Annotated in this window: 16 protein-coding genes; 5 read left to right on the forward strand and 11 right to left on the reverse strand. The window is 38.8% G+C overall.

Translation table 11 applies throughout. The features are described 5' to 3' along the window. The first annotated feature begins 1 nt into the window (after position 1). Together J8L71_RS06570 and J8L71_RS06575 are read left to right on the forward strand one after the other, a co-directional pair. Positions 2-1,231, forward strand: coding sequence for an alanine--glyoxylate aminotransferase family protein (locus J8L71_RS06570; RefSeq protein ID WP_210999841.1), 1,230 nt, complete (start codon positions 2-4; stop codon positions 1,229-1,231). A gap of 13 nt (positions 1,232-1,244) precedes the next feature. Beyond that, positions 1,245-2,531, forward strand: coding sequence for an allantoate amidohydrolase (locus J8L71_RS06575; RefSeq protein WP_210999842.1), 1,287 nt, complete (start codon positions 1,245-1,247; stop codon positions 2,529-2,531). Between the two features lie 97 nt (positions 2,532-2,628). Here J8L71_RS06575 and J8L71_RS06580 read toward each other — a convergent pair whose 3' ends face one another. The 7 genes from J8L71_RS06580 to J8L71_RS06610 form a co-directional block, all read right to left on the reverse strand. Then, positions 2,629-3,189: a YrbL family protein gene (locus J8L71_RS06580; protein WP_210999843.1), complete on the reverse strand. Its 561-nt coding sequence runs from the start codon at positions 3,187-3,189 to the stop codon at positions 2,629-2,631. An 823-nt stretch (positions 3,190-4,012) separates the two neighbouring features. After that, a complete protein-coding gene (locus J8L71_RS06585; RefSeq protein ID WP_210999844.1) occupies positions 4,013-5,551 on the reverse strand; it encodes a glucan biosynthesis protein in 1,539 nt (512 codons plus the stop codon). Positions 5,552-5,870: 319 nt separating this feature from the next. Then, on the reverse strand, positions 5,871-6,317 hold the full coding sequence (locus J8L71_RS06590) for a hypothetical protein (protein WP_247655216.1): 447 nt from the start codon (positions 6,315-6,317) through the stop codon (positions 5,871-5,873). 66 nt (positions 6,318-6,383) lie between these two features. Next, positions 6,384-6,755: a hypothetical protein gene (locus J8L71_RS06595; protein WP_210999845.1), complete on the reverse strand. Its 372-nt coding sequence runs from the start codon at positions 6,753-6,755 to the stop codon at positions 6,384-6,386. A 172-nt stretch (positions 6,756-6,927) separates the two neighbouring features. Further along, positions 6,928-7,893 (reverse strand): hypothetical protein, encoded by a 966-nt coding sequence (locus J8L71_RS06600; protein ID WP_210999846.1) that lies wholly within the window; start codon positions 7,891-7,893, stop codon positions 6,928-6,930. Positions 7,894-8,245: 352 nt separating this feature from the next. Continuing rightward, positions 8,246-8,497 (reverse strand): Rho-binding antiterminator, encoded by a 252-nt coding sequence (locus tag J8L71_RS06605; RefSeq protein ID WP_210999847.1) that lies wholly within the window; start codon positions 8,495-8,497, stop codon positions 8,246-8,248. 16 nt (positions 8,498-8,513) lie between these two features. After that, positions 8,514-9,353 carry a DUF417 family protein gene (locus J8L71_RS06610; protein WP_210999848.1) on the reverse strand — a complete coding sequence of 280 codons (840 nt, stop codon included), beginning with the start codon at positions 9,351-9,353 and terminating at the stop codon, positions 8,514-8,516. Positions 9,354-9,636: 283 nt separating this feature from the next. Between J8L71_RS06610 and J8L71_RS06615 the strand changes: the two genes are divergently transcribed. After that, positions 9,637-11,103, forward strand: coding sequence for a DASS family sodium-coupled anion symporter (locus tag J8L71_RS06615; RefSeq protein WP_210999849.1), 1,467 nt, complete (start codon positions 9,637-9,639; stop codon positions 11,101-11,103). A 275-nt stretch (positions 11,104-11,378) separates the two neighbouring features. Here the strand turns inward: J8L71_RS06615 and J8L71_RS06620 are convergent, their stop codons facing one another. Then, positions 11,379-12,014, reverse strand: coding sequence for a trimeric intracellular cation channel family protein (locus J8L71_RS06620; RefSeq protein WP_210999850.1), 636 nt, complete (start codon positions 12,012-12,014; stop codon positions 11,379-11,381). A gap of 300 nt (positions 12,015-12,314) precedes the next feature. On the opposite strand from J8L71_RS06620, the gene J8L71_RS06625 reads away from it, so the two are divergent. Further along, entirely contained in the window at positions 12,315-13,526 is a 1,212-nt protein-coding gene (locus J8L71_RS06625) for a hypothetical protein (protein WP_210999851.1), read from the forward strand. 294 nt (positions 13,527-13,820) lie between these two features. Continuing rightward, positions 13,821-15,029: a hypothetical protein gene (locus J8L71_RS06630; protein WP_210999852.1), complete on the forward strand. Its 1,209-nt coding sequence runs from the start codon at positions 13,821-13,823 to the stop codon at positions 15,027-15,029. 385 nt (positions 15,030-15,414) lie between these two features. Here J8L71_RS06630 and J8L71_RS06635 read toward each other — a convergent pair whose 3' ends face one another. From J8L71_RS06635 to J8L71_RS06645, 3 genes are all read right to left on the reverse strand, one after another. After that, entirely contained in the window at positions 15,415-15,900 is a 486-nt protein-coding gene (locus J8L71_RS06635) for an RDD family protein (RefSeq protein WP_210999853.1), read from the reverse strand. An 83-nt stretch (positions 15,901-15,983) separates the two neighbouring features. Beyond that, positions 15,984-16,661 carry a response regulator gene (locus J8L71_RS06640; protein WP_210999854.1) on the reverse strand — a complete coding sequence of 226 codons (678 nt, stop codon included), beginning with the start codon at positions 16,659-16,661 and terminating at the stop codon, positions 15,984-15,986. 4 nt (positions 16,662-16,665) lie between these two features. Then, positions 16,666-18,036: an ATP-binding protein gene (locus J8L71_RS06645; RefSeq protein ID WP_210999855.1), complete on the reverse strand. Its 1,371-nt coding sequence runs from the start codon at positions 18,034-18,036 to the stop codon at positions 16,666-16,668. Between the last annotated feature and the right edge of the window lie 177 nt (positions 18,037-18,213).

Genomic DNA, 18,213 nt, shown 5'->3' on the forward strand with positions numbered 1-18,213 from the left:
AATGTTCAACGAAACACAAATACAAACATTAAATCCACCACAGCGCTTACTTATGGGCCCCGGCCCTATCAATGCTGATCCTCGAGTGTTACGTGCTATGTCGGCGCAGCTAATTGGCCAATACGACCCAGTAATGACCGGCTTTATGAATGAGACCATGGCGCGCTATCGCGAAATTTTTAAAACTAAAAACGAATGGACCATGTTAGTTGATGGTACATCACGCGCTGGCATAGAAGCCGTTTTATGCTCTATTTTACGCCCAGGCGATAAAGTACTTGTGCCAATTATGGGGCGCTTTGGCCACTTACTCGCTGAAATAGCCGAGCGCGTTGGCGCTAAAGTGCACACCATAGAAGTACCATGGGGCGAAGTCTTTACTCCCGAACAAATAGAAAAAGCCATTGTTGATATAAAACCCCATGTACTTGCCATGGTACAAGGCGATACTTCAACAACCATGAACCAACCGCTTGAACACATTGGCGATATTTGCCAAAAGCACGATGTATTATTTTATTGCGATGCCACCGCCTCTATTGTAGGCAACGATTTACCCGCCGATGAGTGGAAACTCGATGCGCTTTCGGTGGGTTTGCAAAAATGTTTAGGCGGGCCTTCTGGCTCTGCACCATTAACACTGAGCGACAAATGCGCCGATTGGATACAAAAACGTAAAAAAGTAGAAGCGGGTATTCGTACCGCTGAGCATACCGATGGTAGTGAGCCATTTGTGCGCTCTAACTACTTTGATTTAGGCATGATCATGAATTACTGGGGGGAAGAGCGCCTTAACCACCACACCGAAGCCACCAGCATGCTTTACTGCGCCTCAGAATGTGCCCGCATTGTTATTGAAGAAAGCGTAGATAACTGCGTAGCCCGTCATAAATTACATGGCGATGCCATGCTAACGGGTATTCAAGCGCTGGGCTTAAACGTATTTGGCGATTTAAACAATAAAATGAACAACGTGCTGGGTGTGTATATTCCCGAGGGTATTAATGCCGATCACGTACGCGCTCAAATGCTAACCGACTTTGGTATTGAAATTGGCACTTCGTTTGGGCCACTGCATGGCAAAATTTGGCGTATTGGCACCATGGGTTACAACGCCCGTAAAGATGCCGTACTGCAAACTTTGGCAAGTTTAGATGCCTGCTTGCATGCCAACGGTTACAAAGGCCCTAAAGGCGAAGCCGCTATGGCCGCCCTTGCCCATTATAAATAAAAAAGGATTTAGCATGACGATTGTAAGCCACCATCCGGCGCCATTATTAAATAATGAGCTAGCTAACACATTTGCCGCGCGCGCCTTAGTACGCTGTAAAACACTCAGTAGCCTATCGCAAATGCAAGGCGGCATTCACCGTGTGTATTTATCAAAAGAGCACAAAGAGTGTAATAGTGTTACCGCCGCGTGGATGACTGAGGCCGGCATGCAATCGTGGCAAGACGAAGTTGGTAACGTATGGGGCAGGCTAAAATCATCAAACCCAAACGCTAAACGCTTAATTATAGGCTCACACCTAGACACCGTACCCAATGCCGGCGCATTTGATGGCATTCTAGGTGTATTACTCGGTATTGAAATAGCCGCTCTTGCGCACACGCAAAAGCTTGATTTACCGTTTCACTTAGATGTAGTAGGTTTTTGTGATGAAGAAGGCACTCGCTTTGCCACCACATTAATTGGCTCAAAAGCACTGGCAAACGAATTTGACCCACAGTGGTTAAATATAGAAGATACAAATGGCATAACCATGCGCCAAGCCATGCTGGACTTTGGTTTAAACCCTGCAAACTACGCAAAGGCCGCACTTAACAAAAACGAGTTACTTGGTTACTGGGAAACCCACATAGAGCAAGGCCCTGTGCTTGAGTCGGTAAATCAAGCATTAGGAGTAGTAACAGCTATAGCAGGTGCTAAACGCGCGATGATCACCCTAACAGGTCAAAGCGGCCACGCAGGCACAACCCCTATGAATTTACGTCAGGATTCGTTAGCAGGCTGCGCCGAACTGACTCTTGCGATAGAGCAACTAGCAAAAAGTGCGAGTAATGGCGAAGTAGCCACCGTTGGGCAAATTCAAGCACGCCCAGGCGCTACAAATGTTATTGCCGGTAAAACCACCATTAGCCTTGATGCACGCGCTCAAAACGATGACGACCTAGCCATATTACTTAATGCAATACATACCCGTGCAGATCAAATTGCAACATCGCGTAATTTAACGCTTGATTGGCAATGGACACACGCCGCCGATGCCGTAGCGTGCGATACTCAAATTCAGCATTTATTTACTAGCGCATGCAAACTTAACAACCAAGCCTCACCTTCGCTTGCCTCAGGCGCCGGGCACGATGCTATGGCCATAGCTCCTATTTGCCCCGTTGGTATGTTGTTTATACGCAGCCCAGGCGGTATAAGTCACCACCCAGCAGAAGCGGTGATTGATGAGGATGTCACTAAAGCGCTCAGCGTAATGTACAGCGCACTTGTGCTGTATGTAATAGAGTTAGAAAGGTAATTAACGTTGTGCTGTAAATGGCAAGGCTATGAGTTGTTAGCCTTGCTCTGCGTGTTAAAGTGGGCTGTGATTATTGCTTAAAGACGGTAGTTAAAGCCTAATTAAGGCTTATGCCAAACTCATTTAAACTCGCTTCAAAGCGCTGCCATTTTCTATTTATTTTGCGCTTAGCTGATGAGCTCACATAATTGCTAATAGGAAAAAACTCAGTATTACCAATATCATCCACCACTACACAATGCTCTATGGTGCCGTTATTATTAACACACGCTATATTGCGTGGTTTTATTTCTTTGGTGATCACTAAGTTATGTATTAAATAATCTTTTAACTTTAATAGCGGCTCAGCTAAAGCTTCGCTATTTGGCTGATTTAAATAATACTCAAGAGTTTTAGCTGGCTGATTATTTGCATCTATCACTAAATCAAATACGTACCCTGTACCAATATTGGTTTGTACCGTACCATGGTATCGTGCTAACAACTGCCACTGAATGTTTCGGTTACTAAGTCGCTTATAATAAGCCAACTCCTGATCTTGCTCTTGCGCAAACCCTTCATGGCTTACTTTAATACATAAATTATACGCCTCAGGATGCCTGTAACACGTTCTATGTGCGCCTTTACCTACAATCAAGTCATCGTTCAATGAAATCAAACCAATTTTATCCTAGCGTAAATTTACTAATACGAAGTAAATAATACGCTTAAAATTGCACGCTTTATATCTACATCTATTAATCCTACTCCTATGACTGTATCAATAATAAAGTAGGCCATTCGTCATACAAGCCGACCATTTTAACTATAAATTAGGGTTTATCAAGGTAAACTAGCTACAAAACGGTCATAATAAAGGCTAAAGCAGATCTACTTTTATTAAAACGAATATCAGGCTATTAAGGCAGGGAAGAAGAACAAAAATTTAGGCTTGCTCGCGGTAGTTAACCAAGCCTTACATCTTAATACTCCGGTTTACAGTTGAGCTGACTTTGTATATTCGTGTTTGCATGACACCACAGCAGCACACAAACCACTCAAAGCTAAAACTCATACAGAAGAAACTACACACCAAATTGACATTATCATTACAGGTAACCCTGCATTTGATGCAGACAAAACTAGTCCATTGCCTAAATATTTAGAAACGCCAAAGTAAGAAAAAATACCAAATGAACCAATGCAAACAGCTATAAAAAATAGTAAGTAACTTAGATTTCGTATTCATCCTTGATTTAATTACTTTTATTATTTTATCTGATCGAAAGATTATTATTTACACACCTAAACTTAAAAACAAGTACTAGTAACTTAAAATAGCAAAATTCACCAAGTAAGTAGCCAAGCATGTTAAATTTGTAACTAATCATCAAATTAAAACAAGAAAATTATTTTAGCTAACCTTCATTAAACATTTATTTTGCCGTTACTCGGGGGGCTACATAAAACTAATTATAAGGCCACCCGCTTTGTTTTTATGTTTATTCAATCGTTACCTTTGCATCACTTACCCAGGTTTCTGTAATCGCATCTTCGTTTTTATCGACTAAATACGCGCGAATGTGCACCGGGTTATTATTAGATTGCTTGTAGTCAAACGCTAATCGCCATTTATTAGTCCCGACTATTGGATAAGCGCCAATTGGCTCTAGTATTTCACCGTTGCTGGCTTCAACAATAGGCTTAATACCACTTTTATGATCCAATCCCTCTAATGCAGGTCCTTCAAAATCAATCACCATTTTATTTACGCCTTCAGGGATTGGCTGTCCAGGAATACCGCCTAAACCTTGGCGAGTATCTGCAACACTGGCTAACTTTTCTGACTTTGGATCAAGTGGTCGCCATTCAATATCATAAGAAAAGGTAAACTCATCGCCTTTACGTGCTGGTTTTTCGGGCATCCAGTAAGCAACAATATTGTCAAACGTTTCATCTTTTGTAGGAATTTCGATCAACTGCACAGCCCCTTTGCCCCAATTCCCTCTAGGTTTTATCCATGCAGATGAGCGTTTATTATAAAAAACGCCATCGTCTTGGTAGTTATTAAAATCACGATCTCTTTGAATTAAGCCAAAACCTAGTGGGTTTTCATCAAAAAAGCTATTAGTCGATACAGATTGAGGGTTATTGAGTGGACGCCAAATGTATTGTCCCGACCCGGTGTGAATTGCGAGTCCGTCACTGTCGTGAATTTCAGGACGCCAATCTTTCGCAACTGTTTTATCCTTTTGTGAGTACCAATACATACTCGTTAATGGCGCTACACCTAAGCGCTCAACGTCAGCACGCATATATAAATTAGCCGTTACAGAGGTAATATGCCCTTTAGCTTCTTTGTTATCTTTGCTTAAACCAAACCGATAGGCACCTGTAATAGAAGGGCCATCAAGCAATGCCCAAACAGATAAACTTTCACCTTTTTTTTCTGCAGGACCAATCCAAAATGCAGAAAAGCGCGGGAACTCTTCTGGTTCACTCATGCCCGTATTAATCGCAATACCTCGAGCCGACAATCCATATTGCCCTTGTGGTCCATCGGTACGAAAATAAGATGCGCCAAGAAAAGATATCCAATCAGGCTTCATATCCGGTCGCATTATTCTAAAGCCTGCAAATCCAAACCCTTTAGGCAAGTCGTGTGCTGGGCTGTCAGCCGGCATATCAAACAGTTCATTACTAAATGGTACATCTTGTGCGTGCTTTTTATCGTCTCTGATGTAGATTTTTACTGGTTCTGGAAAGTATCGTCCAGGATAAAATAATTGTACTGGCGCTTTTTTCCCACTTGGGTATAGGGTTTCATCTTCTTTAAAGCGTATTTTCCAGTGTTGATCGTACGTAATTTTATCAATTAACTCAGGAGCAGGAACCACTGTTGGCGTATAAGGCTTTTCGGCAGAAGCTTTTGCCATTGCCTTTAAATCTTCGAAGGTAAACTTTGCATTACCTTGGGCATGCGCTGCGTGTAACGACATTGAGGAGGAAATAATAGCGGCAATAAATAACTTTAACTTCATAAAAGTATCTCTAAAAAAATGAGTCTAAAAATAAGCGCCCGGTTCAAACGCTTAACTTAAAATGCTTGTAAAGATATTACACACCGCAATATGAACACGCGTTTACTGAAGTATCGTTAGTTAATTTGTTTTTGGGGCGGCGCGTTTGATGATATCGCTGAAGTGAAAATAAGTGGGGATAGCGCAATTGATTATTAGATCGCTGAAATTAAAATGGATAAGGGTTGTATTTAGTTGGCGGAAAACGAAGAGACTCACCACTTTTAAAATTTGCAATTAATGGCTAAATTTTACTAGTCGCCCACCTCAGGGCATATTGTTAGCTCGTACTTTGCTGAATACTTGGCTTTTTCCAACCAAGAATATTTACGCAATAATTTACACCAACCACTATATATTCCGTTATTTCTGAATTACCACACAACGAAAAACCATTACGCTTACTTTCTAAGTCGAACCAGCCACCAGTAATTATTTCGTGGAGCCACCCTGCTTGTAAGGAACATTCAGGCCAAAACTCTAACAAGTCACCTTCATCTAAGACTCGAAAGCCTGCAGGCTCTTCGAAAATAATATCAATTTTATCACCTTCAATAGATATTGTAATTGTTAGGAGATCAACATCAAAATTAAGGTTTATAACCTCAATAGTATTTGTTGAATTATCACTCTCTAAAATTTTATATTTCACAAAACCTCTGAGTACCGCTAACGCCTTGTTAACCGGAGCGTAGGTTGATAGCGTTTCTTCGTCTTTTTTCTGCAAAAACGATGGCGACCGTTTACGCTTCAGTGCTTAACGACTTGTTAGCTGTATTTATCAACTCACGTCTTAAATGTTTTTAGAAAAGATGTTTCCTGACTGATATTTTGATGAATATGTTGGAGTTCCATCTGCAATATATTCGAGTAATGATAGAGTGTTTTTTTCATTCTTTTCTTCGAGCGCTTTTTTAGATAACACTTGACCAATATTATCGTCAGCTAAACCAAGTTGATGCCCTAAAGTATTCATTTCTTGCTGTAACTTTGGCAATACATCATTGTTTATTTGAGTTACTGCTTTAGCATAACCTTCACGCTGCTCAGCGGTGTCAGCAGTCTTTGCTAATTCCGCATATTTAGCAGCCGATTTAGTCAAGCCATTTATATCACCGACACGCATATTGTAACCAAAGAAAAGATCCATTGTATTAATATTCATTTGATTACCTTATTTATGAAGAAAAAATAAAACATGCAATAAATGCACCACAAGGTGCGGCTATACAGCTAACGCCCACTTAAGCGGACAAAAATTGTTGGCTATAATGTGGAGCGAAGCGGAACTGAGCCAACTGTTTTTGTTCCGTTTAAAGTGCTTGTTAAGTGTATATTTAGTTCCCAGCAGGCTTTGTTTTTTTATCTTTTAACATGAGAAGAATATTTTCAAGCGCTGCAATGTTAGCTTCATTAGCTAATAACACTGCTTTTCTCATTTCTTTGTGTTCTACCTCAAATTGCTTAGAGGAAACACCATGGGTTAAACGATTGATGTCTAATAGAAAATCATTTGTATCATCTTGCTTTTTAAGTGATATTTTTTGGTTGTTTGTTATTAGCTTTAAAGTTTCTAATTCGTTTAGGAGTTTTTCCTGATTATGGACAATTGAACTTAGCTCTGTTGCAATGCCACCTAATTCATTTACTACTTTATTTTCAGAATTAGTATTTAACCAAATCGTAATAACAAAAATTAACGCGCCACTTAATCCAACAGTAAAAGCCCAAATAAACACAGAACTAAGCTTTTCTGATATTTTTCGGGGAGCAAGCTTACCATTATAAAAACACCTCTTAGTTTTGCGTAACCAGAAAGTTTTTAAATGGTCATAATAACTTGGATGACCATCTACATCAGTTGTACGCATATAAGAAACCAAATACTCCCAATGCTGTTTAGACTTTGCCTCTAACTTAGAAGGTTCTTTGAGAATCTCTAGTACAATCCCATCTTCAAATGGTCTTAAGTTCTCTGTTTTGGAAGGTCTGAGGGTACAAATAACATGTGACTTATCAGTTAGCTTATATTCTAGCCTTGCACCCTCAATGATTTTAGCTTTATTCGTAACGTTAAAATTGTCACCTAATTCCTTTTGCCAGCTGTGGTATTTAAACCCAAAGAATATCTCGATCAATGTTTCATCAAGCCCTCCGATTGCTCCCTTCGGGCAAACGTTAAGATCATTTTCAGTACGGAGGTTGTCCTCTTTTGAAATATCATTCCAGAAACCATTAAATGTATCTTCAGATTTTGCACTGAATGTTTTAAAATCATTAGCGCGATCTCTCCTAGTACTCAATATAAACTCCGTATTACACTTAACAGCTTATTGAACACCACTCTGGGGGTTTATAACACTCCAAAACGGCGTATATTACATTGTTCAATAATTCCACTAAGTAACTTTAATGTAAACAAGTAATTAGGCATGTAATGAAAAGCCTTTGTTATTTTGCACCAAAACGACTTTTAATAATGTTATTGGACAAAGTAAAATAGCTGTTTATATGAATAGTTCAGTCTGAAGAAAAATTTTGGCTTTGTGCATTTAGCGCGTAATTAGCTAACGCATTGGTTAGATAAGCGAGCCTTAACATATTAATGATACAGGTTCGCTGAGGTGTTTATAATAAAACGAATGAGTGAGGTGTTTACTTTACATCAAAGTCCACGCGGTCAAAGTATGGATTACTCTCACGCGCTTTAAGTACGCTGATTGTAGTGAGCACAATGAGTTGCAGTTCGTTATTTACGTTAACAACTATGCATTCGTCTTTATTTGCATTGCGCTTTGTATCAGTGGCTACACCACATACACCATCACCATTTTTTAACACAAGCTCAATATTCAGCCTGTGCATACAGGCAATTTCAATGTAGTCATATTGGTGGCAACTGATCATAAAGCCTCGTTATAAATTATTTAGCTGATTGAAAAAGCATTAAATGTGCTATTACTGCAAGGTTGGCGATATACCAAAGATCTTTAATTACAAACAAACCGAGACCATCGAATAAAGTGGCGGCACTAAATGCCCCTGTTGCATTAAATAAAAAGGTTTGAGTCATTAAAAATACACTCAAACACGCTAAACCACTTACAATAATTAGCTTTTTATTATCCAGAAAAATACCCGCGCCAAGTAACAAAGCAAATAATACATCGAACCCGCCAATTACGTTTGATGCACCTTGTACGCTAAATAACGTATATAACCACGACATAAACGGCGACGTTTCAACAAGACTTACAATGCCTTTTGCTTCAAACTCATAGAACTTCATACCGCCAATCCACAGTAAAACCATAGCCACAGGAATAAAGTTTAAAAGTACGTGTTGTTTGTCGGTAAGTTTGTCTTTATAAAACAAAAATAAATACAAAGGTACTACAGCAAAGTATTTAATTATGCCCTGCCCACTACCAATTATTGGAAAGCCGCCAAGTTGCGTCATCCAGCGGTTGCTGGCCAATAAGGTAAGTAAGGGGATTAAGCTTATAATTGACGCAAACAACAATGCACCGGTAGGTTTCATTAATTGAAAATGAGCCAGTAAGGTCGCAAAGCCCAGCGCAATCATAAATGAACCGCTCAGTAAGCCTAAAGCCGATACAGAAATAAGCGAGTCAATATGATAAAAGCTAAATGTTGCTGATAACAAATTTTGGCCAGCATCTAAAGCAAATGACAAACCAAGCAATAAAAAGCTAATTGTTAATAAAAATGCGACCACGTTGTTGGTTAGTTTTAAGTTCATTTTATTTCCGTACATTAGTTCAGATACATAAAGACCTTATAAGGTAATAAAACAATTCAAACTCCCCCTTAAAAACTAAACCCTGTTTAAGTACACTGTAAGCGCTTATGAGTATTTAGTGTTTTTTAAGCGCGTAGTTTATTTCGGTTAATTAATAAAATTGGTTTTTTCATCACTTTCCTCATGATGTATATCATCTTTTTTGATTATTAAATGAAGTAGAATAACGTCATATTTTTAATATACATAATGTATGCATTTATAAAAATTAGGGATATTTTTAATGAAAGGTAGTGATATTAAAGTGAGCTCTGGCGTGGTTTCCATTGCCGTTATTTTAATACTTTGGTTTGCAGTACCGGCTCCGCAAGGTGTAACTGAAAACGCATGGCATTTATTGGCTTTATTTGTTGGCACCGTGGTTGCCATTATTGGAAAAGCGATGCCAATTGGCGCGATAGCAATTTTAGCCATTACTGCTGTTGCATTAACGGGAGTGACAAATAGTAGCCCTTCAGGCGCTGTTAAAGATGCACTGAGTGGCTTTTCTAACTCGCTGATTTGGTTAATTGGTATTGCTATTATAATTTCTCGTGGATTGGCTAAAACCGGTCTAGGTAACCGTATTGGCTATAATTTCATTTCGTTATTTGGCAAAAAAACAATAGGGATTGGGTATGCACTGGCTCTTTCTGAGTTGGTTATTGCCCCTGTAACACCAAGTAATACTGCTCGAGGTGGTGCTATTATCCACCCAATTATGAAGTCTATTGCTACAAGCTTTGGGTCATCACCAGAGCAAGGCACCTCTCGTAAAATAGGCCACTACCTCGCACTTGTGAGTTACCACATAAACCCTATTACCTCTGCTATGTTTATTACGGCAACTGCGCCAAATCCACTAATTGTAAAACTGATTGCAGACGCCACAGGCGCTGATATAAGTATTACATGGGGTACGTGGGCGCTTGCTGCACTTTTACCTGGCTTGCTATGTATTGCACTGGTGCCTTTGGTTGTGTATGCCATTTACCCTCCTGAGGTTAAAAGCACGCCCGATGCAAAAACCTACGCAGAATCTAAGCTGTCTGAAATGGGACCTATGAGTTACGGCGAAAAAGTAATGGTGGGTGTGTTTGCTATGCTACTTACTTTATGGGCCGGTGTACCCGCTATGATTTTAGGTGCTGATTATGCGGTAAACACAACCGCAGTGGCCTTTTTAGGGCTCTCGGTTTTATTAATTACCGGAGTTTTAAGTTGGGACGATGTGCTTAAAGAAAAGTCAGCTTGGGATACGGTAGTGTGGTTTTCAGCGCTGGTAATGATGGCAACATTTTTAAATAAATTAGGTTTAGTTACATGGTTTTCAAGCCTAGTTGAGAGCAATATTGCGCAGCTCGGTTTCGATTGGATTATATCGGCCATAATACTGGTTGCAGTGTATTTTTACGCTCATTACTTTTTTGCCAGTACGACTGCACACATCACAGCTATGTTTGCTGCTTTTTACGCTGCAGGTATAGCACTTGGCGCGCCACCATTGTTTCTTGGTTTGTTATTAGCGGGCGCTTCATCTTTGATGATGTCGTTAACCCATTATGCTACCGGTACTTCCCCCATAGTATTTGGATCAGGTTATGTTTCTTTAAAAAATTGGTGGGTAATGGGGCTTATTATGAGCATTATTAATTTAAGTGTGTGGGGTATTATTGGCGGTCTTTGGTGGAAGGCACTTGGGTATTGGTAATAGTATTTTTGCTTTACCAGCATAGTTAACACCATATGCTTAAATATGAACTTGCAGCCCTATTAATCAATTTAGGGCTGCTATAAAAGGAGTTTAATTAGGCTTAACTTTATTAAAGCAGCATTTAAAAGGAACAAATAAATAACCTAATTACTCATATCTAATACAGTTAAACAATGAGTTAATAGTGATTTAAAAAACGCTTTAGCATCACTTAAGGTAGTAAATACTAGTACCTTATAAACCCAGCCTATTAAAAGCATTGGTTTTAATGCCTAATCACTTTGGTTTTTAAAGTCTTTTTTTCTGAAAATGGTTAAGTGCCAACCCCAGTGAAGCGAGCCTAGTCTTAAAAATATTGTGGTAAAAAGCGAGCCTAAAATACACCAGATATAATCTACTTCTAATGTAAATAGTGCCGCATAGACCAAGCCTCCCGCTAAACACGCTGATGCATAAGGCTCATTTCGCATAACTGAGGGCACTTCGCGGCAAATTACATCTCGTATAAGGCCGCCAAAAATCCCAGTGGTGATCCCCATAGTAATGGCAATTGCCATACCTGAGCCACTGATCAGGGCTTTTTCTATACCCATAATATTAAATAATGCCATGCCTAAGGCATCTACTAATAAAAAGTAATAATTATTTACATGAGGTAAGTAGCGCACAAAAAATATGGTTGCAATAATAGCGGCGTAAGTTGAGTACAAATACTCTGGCGTGGCGATCCAAAATACTGGCTTATTTAACAGCATATCTCTGAGGGTACCGCCCCCTAGCGCAGTTACAGTTGCCACCACAACTACTCCAAAGCCACTTATGTTTTTATCGTAGCCGAGCAATGCACCTGCTACAGAAAAAAATGCCACCCCAAGCAGCCCCAATACCATAAAATACTCGTCAGTCATGCTAATTCCTTTTAAAAATGTATGCATCACTAATCCAACTTGCATGCCAAAAAATAAAAGCAATAAAAATCAATAATTTAAATTTTTAAAGTAATACATTAACAAAATACTTTTCAACTCGAATAAAGTAATAGATGAAATTATTATATATAAATGTAGTTTTTACACATTTAGTAACTTGATTATTTGTAAGAGTATAAACACGAAGTCGAGCACTCAGAATCCAACCCTATCTACCTATTGTTAAAAATAAAGCAACCCTTTAGTATGCGCCACCTGAAGTTAAAAACGGTACAAACAATGATTAAAACGTTAATAAAGTGGCCTTTATTATTATCAGTAATTACGCTTATTACACTTGATTGTAGTGATGCAGAGGCAAAAAGCACTAATCGATATAGTGACCGAAACGCAAACTGGCTTGCCGGCTCTTGGGGTATTACACACCGACTAGATGGTGGCTATATACTTGATAATGCAGTAAATAGTTCTGACTGGCGTCTCGGCGCAGACGAAATTATTAAAAATTTACCCTCTGCAGGGCATGTAATCACATCACTTACTCACCCTGCACGTGCACACCTTTTTACACTGCGCGATAACACAAGAGTTAATGTTGCTGAGAGAATACATTCAGATATGGTGCCTTCGCGTCAAAACGAAGAGATTATTTTTGATGTAATTGAGAAATACCGTAGCGCCGGTAAAAAAATTATCTTGTATATAAATACTGCCAGCCCTTCTATGATTGAAGGTAATTTTCCTGAAAATGAGCTAGCAATAAGACAAGCATGGGAAGATTACTACAACTCTGATAAATGGAAAGGTGATGAGGCCGCAGCGTGGCGCGATTTAATACTAGGCTACATTGAACGCTTTGATGGTTTAGCAGATGGCTACTGGTTAGATAACGTACGAAAACTACCTGGAAGCGAAGCCGAATTTGTTGAGATGATACGCAGTGTTGACCCAACAGTTGCTATTACTGTAAACAAAACAAAAGAATACTTTACAGATGAAAATGGAGATTTTCTTTACGTTGATAGCGACGGCTTCAATGATTTAGATGACACTGATTACAAAATAATAAAATATGCTGCCACTAATGAATTAGAAGACTTTACTAGTGGGCACGTTACACCACTGGGTCAAGGTGCTCCACCTAACTCTTGGGGATATGAAGAGTATACTATTCCCAACATGCAAAAAGCGCCTTGGGATAACTATGAAGGGAAAAAAGACGTACTTAAGCATGCATGGTTTCCTATACGAAAAACGTGGAGTACGGGCACTAATATGGTGTTTAATATAGAGCAGGCTTATCGTTTTACACGCAAAATTACTGATGCCGGTGCAGGTATTACATGGTCAACCACTGAAAAAGATGGCCATTTAAGAGCAAGAGACATGGAGATGATGCTCGAAATAGAGGACAGAATGAGCCAAAAGCGTAAGCCAGACTATGAAGCTTATGAAAGGCCAAGTGGAGCCTATTTACTTCAAAGTAACTAAATGTATATGAATTGATAAATAACCCACCTTAGTTAAGGTGGGTTATTTTTGAACTATCAAAAATATAAATTTAAACGTTATTACAATTGAAGAACTAGCTTTACCTCATTTAGGATGATTAGAGTGATTCGGGCGTAATCGGTATAAACCACTTTAATATTGAGTTTAAAAATCTCTTTTATTTATATTCCAAACAGCAATTCTATAAAATTTCTTACAACCTCTTTAAGCTTATTGCCTATAGTAAGCTACCCCTCTAAAATCACTCAACTTAACGCTAAAATATGCACTGCAATGATAAAAAATGAAATAAAAGGGCCATTAATTTTGGTAGTTATAAGTAGCTTACTGGCGTGTAATAGCATACCAATAAAAAACACCACCAAAAATGATATATACATTAAACAAAATGCACAGTGGTTAGCCGGCTCCTGGGGGGTTACTCAGCGGGTTGATGGCGGCTATAAACTCGACAAAACTGCCAACTCTTCTAATTGGGTTGCTGGTGCAGAGCAAATAGTTAAAAACTTGCCGTCAGTGGGGCATGTAATTACCTCTTTTACTCATCCTGCCCATGCATACCTTTTTACCCTGCGTGATAATAACAATGTAGACGTAGCTGCAATTCACCCAGATATGGTACCTTCAATTGAAAATGAAAAAATAATACTCGATGTTATTAATGTGTATCGTCGTGCTGGTAAAAAGGTCATTTTGTACTTAAACGCCGCAGGTCCTTCAATGATACTCAGCTCCGATCCTAATAATGAAATAGCGATTAAAAAAGCGTGGAAAAATTACTACAACTCTAAGTGGGATGGTGATGAAGGCGCTGCTTGGCGAGATTTAGTATTAGGTTATGCTCAGCGATTTGATGGTTTAGTTGATGGCTATTGGTTAGATAATGCCAACAAATTACCTGGTGAGGTTTCTGATTTTGTTGCCATGCTTCGAAGTGTTGACCCAACCCTGGCAATTACCGTAAATAAAACTAAAACATACTTTAAAAATAACAACGATGATTTTATCTATGTAGATAGCGATGGGGTCAATGATACAGATAAGAGAAACTATAAAATAATAAAATACGCAGCAACCAATGAATTTGAAGACTTTACCAGTGGCCATATTACACCGTTAGGTCGTGGCGCTCCACCTAACTCATGGGCGTATGAAGAATATACAATCCCTGATATGGTCAGCGCACCTTGGGATCACTTTGAAGGAAAAAATAACGTATTAAAACATGCATGGTTCCCTATAAGATCAAGATGGAGCGTAGCAAAAACTGACCTTGTATTTGGGGTAGAGCAAGCATATCGTTTTACTCGAAAAATCACTGATGCGGGTGCAGGTATAACATGGTCTACAACCCAAAAAAATGGTTATATGGGCACCGATGAAATGCAAATCATGCGCAAAATACAAAGAAGAATAGAGAACGATGAAGAATATATGCCTTACGAAAGGCCCAATGGCGCCTACTTACTTAAACAAAAGTAAACAACATTAGCCCTAACGAGCAATGATCTTTATATTCAAAAGTTAAATCTTCAGCGGTATGTTTGGTATTTAGGCAATGCTGTGTGGTTATTCCTCATAAATGAGCAATAACGTAGCATAAAGACCAAACATGCGCTCCCCTTTGGGTTCTTTCTAGGGGCTATTTACTCTTTGCTGCCTACATAGATGTTGGTAAAGGGCATGAGCACGACGCGCAAACTTTGCTCGGTTTTTGCTTATTCTTACATGGATGTAAGTCATTAGGCTCATGCAGGAGCAGTTACCGAGCCCACTCGATTACAAATCTCGCGCCGCGATTAAATAGCTCCTAGTCTAAGGCTAAAGTTTTTACGCCACAAGCGGCGTGATATTTAACCCGAGGAGATTAAACGAGCGATAACAACTGCATGGGTAACATGCGCTTAAAGTAAATAGTTGTAAAACTTGCCTTTGTGCCGTCTACGTTTTCTATACGAATAGACATACAGTATTTACCAATAGTTTGTCCGCGTTGATACATAAGGTAACCATGAAGCACTAAAACGCTAAGTACACCATAACCCAATAAAAACAAAGATAACTCAAGTGTTGGCTGCATTAAACTATCAAAGCCGATATACATAATTAAAGGTACAGTAAAAGCGATTCCTATTAAGCCGTCAATAATGGCAGCAACGCGCCTATCCCCGCGGGATGCTTGTTCGTCCACTATTTTTAAGTCGGTATTTTGTATGGGACCTTGCGCTTCTCGGGTTTTAATAAGCTCGTCTATTTCTTTTGCATGCTTAGAAAAGCATTCTCGGTCAATTGCTTTTGCGCTGGAGTAAAGCTCATCTAAGGTGTAGGGGGTAAAGTCTATTTGGGTATACACTTTTAGTACATTCTTTTGAATAACCCTCTTCAAAGTAGCATACATAGTTAATAATATTCAATAAGTTATGAGTCAGGCCGTTTTTAGTTATTAAATTTATACCCTACTCCATAAACGGCTGTAATGGGGTTTAAATCGCTTTTAATATCACTAATTTTTTTACGAATATTTTTAATGTGGTTATCAATATTGCGATCTGATATTTCAACTGTGTGGTTATAAACGCTATTAATGATATCTTCACGGCTAAATACACGACCAACATGGCTAATAAATAGCAAAAATATTTTAAATTCGACGGCTGTAAACGCTAAGATTTCACCATGAACTAAAGCAACATAATCCTCTTTAAATAACTCAAATTCGCCATAACTAATCACATTGTTTTTAGGCTGGCTTGTGCGCCTTAATACGGCTTTTATTCTGGCCATTACCTCTTTAGGGCTAAAGGGTTTACATATGTAGTCATCAGCACCAAGTTCCAGCCCTTGTAATCTGTCTATCTCTTCATGCTTAGCAGTGACCATAATAATAGGAATGCTAGAAAACTCTCTGATCTGTTTACAAATAGTCAGTCCATCAACATAGGGAAGCATTAAATCGAGCAAAATTAAATCGGGTACATTGTTTTTAACAAAGTCCACAACCCCTTTACCCGTATTAAAATACTCTGTGATGTAACCTTGTTGTTGGCTGTAGGCTATAAGGACTTCGGCTATGTTTTTTTCGTCTTCTACTATTAGTATTTTTTGTTTAGTCATTGTGTTACTCAAATAGCGGTAAGGTAATTTTAGCTTTGAGCCCACCAAGTTCACTATGGCCAAGCGTAATATCGCCATTGTGCGCCAACACTATTTGCTGGCAAAGCGCTAAGCCAAGCCCTGAGCCGCCAAATTCTCTATTACGAGATTTTTCTACTCGGTAAAATCGCTCAAAAAGTTTGTTTAATTCTTCGGTTTTAACCCCGGGTGTTGAGTCTTGAATACATAATGTAACTTCTTTACGTTTACGGTTTTTGCTAATAGTTATATTTACTTGCCCACCAGCATGGGTGTATCTGCAGGTATTTTCTAGTAGGTTGGTAAATAGTTGCATTAAGCGATCTTTATCGGCATTTATATAATATTGTGGTGCAGCTATTACGCTTTCATTGTTTAAGGTTAAGGAGCGCTCTTTAAAACGTGCACTAAAACTTTGTAAAGCGAGTTTAACTGTATCCGTTAAATCAAGCTTAATAAAATGATAGGTTAAATTAGCTGTGTCGTTATTTACCAGTTGAGCTAGGTCGTCAACAATATGATTTAAGTTATCTACTTGTTCTATTAATAAGTTTATTCGTTTTTCGTCGGCTACAAATACGCCATCCTGCACCGCTAATAAATGAGAGCGCAGAACGGTAATAGGTGTTTTAAGCTCATGAGACGTATCCGACATCCATTGAAAACGCATTTGCTGGTTGTGCTCAAGCGTATTAGCCAGCACGTTTACATTATTTGCGAGTATACCTAGCTCATCACGCGTTAAAGGGATGATCCTGTTTGAAAAGTTCCCTTTATTAAGCTGATTTGTGCCATGCACTATTTGTTTAATTGGCTTAGTTAAATGGCGAGAGAGTAAAATAGCCATTACAAAAGCCAATAAAATGACAAGCAGCGTGATCATAAAGTAGTTATGAAACTGAGCCGTTAAAAAGGCTTTTGCGGGGCTGTTTTCAACTAAGCGTGATGGCATTAAACCAAGCCAGCCAACGGTAATTTTGTTAATTACTATAGGTTCAATATGAGGATTGTCGGCTATTTGAGGCTTGCCTACCACAACATGTTTATCTGCGTTATATAAGCTAATACGCTGGCCTGTTTTAAGTAAATCAGCAGGCAAGTTTATCCATAACAATGAAGGAATTGGCTTAACCGGATTATTTGCAGTATTACTTTTTGGGGCAATTTTGCTAGGCTTAGATTTTGGAGCAACAATAGAGCGCCATAAATGTACACTTTGAGAAATACCCTGCCAGCTATTATATTGGCTATACACTTTTGTAAGTTGCTGTTTTACATTTGCTAAGTGCTGTTGTTCTTCTTTTTCAACAAAGTTATTAAATTCGCTAGCAAAGTTCATGTAAATAAACACAAACATTAAGCCTACGAGCGTTATATTCGTTATAAAAAATGCTAAAAAGAATTTATGTATTAATTTCACAGGTACTCTATTTTTTAGGCTGTAGGCGTGTGCGGTAATAGTGCTTACACTCTAATTAGCAGTATTGCATAACGAGGGTTTACAATTAAGCTTTAAATAAATAACCCCTCGTTA

Origin of the sequence: Pseudoalteromonas sp. MMG007 (assembly GCF_018100985.1) — a bacterium.
In the GTDB taxonomy this organism is placed as follows: Bacteria; Pseudomonadota; Gammaproteobacteria; order Enterobacterales; family Alteromonadaceae; genus Pseudoalteromonas.

What these genes read in the sequence shown, in the direction of transcription:
- J8L71_RS06570 (WP_210999841.1), top strand. Translation starts at nt 2, where the DNA reads ATGTTCAACGAAACACAAATACAAACATTAAATCCACCACAGCGCTTA.
- J8L71_RS06575 (WP_210999842.1), top strand. Translation starts at nt 1,245, where the DNA reads ATGACGATTGTAAGCCACCATCCGGCGCCATTATTAAATAATGAGCTA.
- J8L71_RS06585 (WP_210999844.1), bottom strand. Translation starts at nt 5,551, where the DNA reads ATGAAGTTAAAGTTATTTATTGCCGCTATTATTTCCTCCTCAATGTCG.
- J8L71_RS06595 (WP_210999845.1), bottom strand. Translation starts at nt 6,755, where the DNA reads ATGAATATTAATACAATGGATCTTTTCTTTGGTTACAATATGCGTGTC.
- J8L71_RS06605 (WP_210999847.1), bottom strand. Translation starts at nt 8,497, where the DNA reads ATGATCAGTTGCCACCAATATGACTACATTGAAATTGCCTGTATGCAC.
- J8L71_RS06610 (WP_210999848.1), bottom strand. Translation starts at nt 9,353, where the DNA reads ATGAACTTAAAACTAACCAACAACGTGGTCGCATTTTTATTAACAATT.
- J8L71_RS06615 (WP_210999849.1), top strand. Translation starts at nt 9,637, where the DNA reads ATGAAAGGTAGTGATATTAAAGTGAGCTCTGGCGTGGTTTCCATTGCC.
- J8L71_RS06620 (WP_210999850.1), bottom strand. Translation starts at nt 12,014, where the DNA reads ATGACTGACGAGTATTTTATGGTATTGGGGCTGCTTGGGGTGGCATTT.
- J8L71_RS06625 (WP_210999851.1), top strand. Translation starts at nt 12,315, where the DNA reads ATGATTAAAACGTTAATAAAGTGGCCTTTATTATTATCAGTAATTACG.
- J8L71_RS06630 (WP_210999852.1), top strand. Translation starts at nt 13,821, where the DNA reads ATGATAAAAAATGAAATAAAAGGGCCATTAATTTTGGTAGTTATAAGT.
- J8L71_RS06640 (WP_210999854.1), bottom strand. Translation starts at nt 16,661, where the DNA reads ATGACTAAACAAAAAATACTAATAGTAGAAGACGAAAAAAACATAGCC.
- J8L71_RS06645 (WP_210999855.1), bottom strand. Translation starts at nt 18,036, where the DNA reads ATGTTTGTGTTTATTTACATGAACTTTGCTAGCGAATTTAATAACTTT.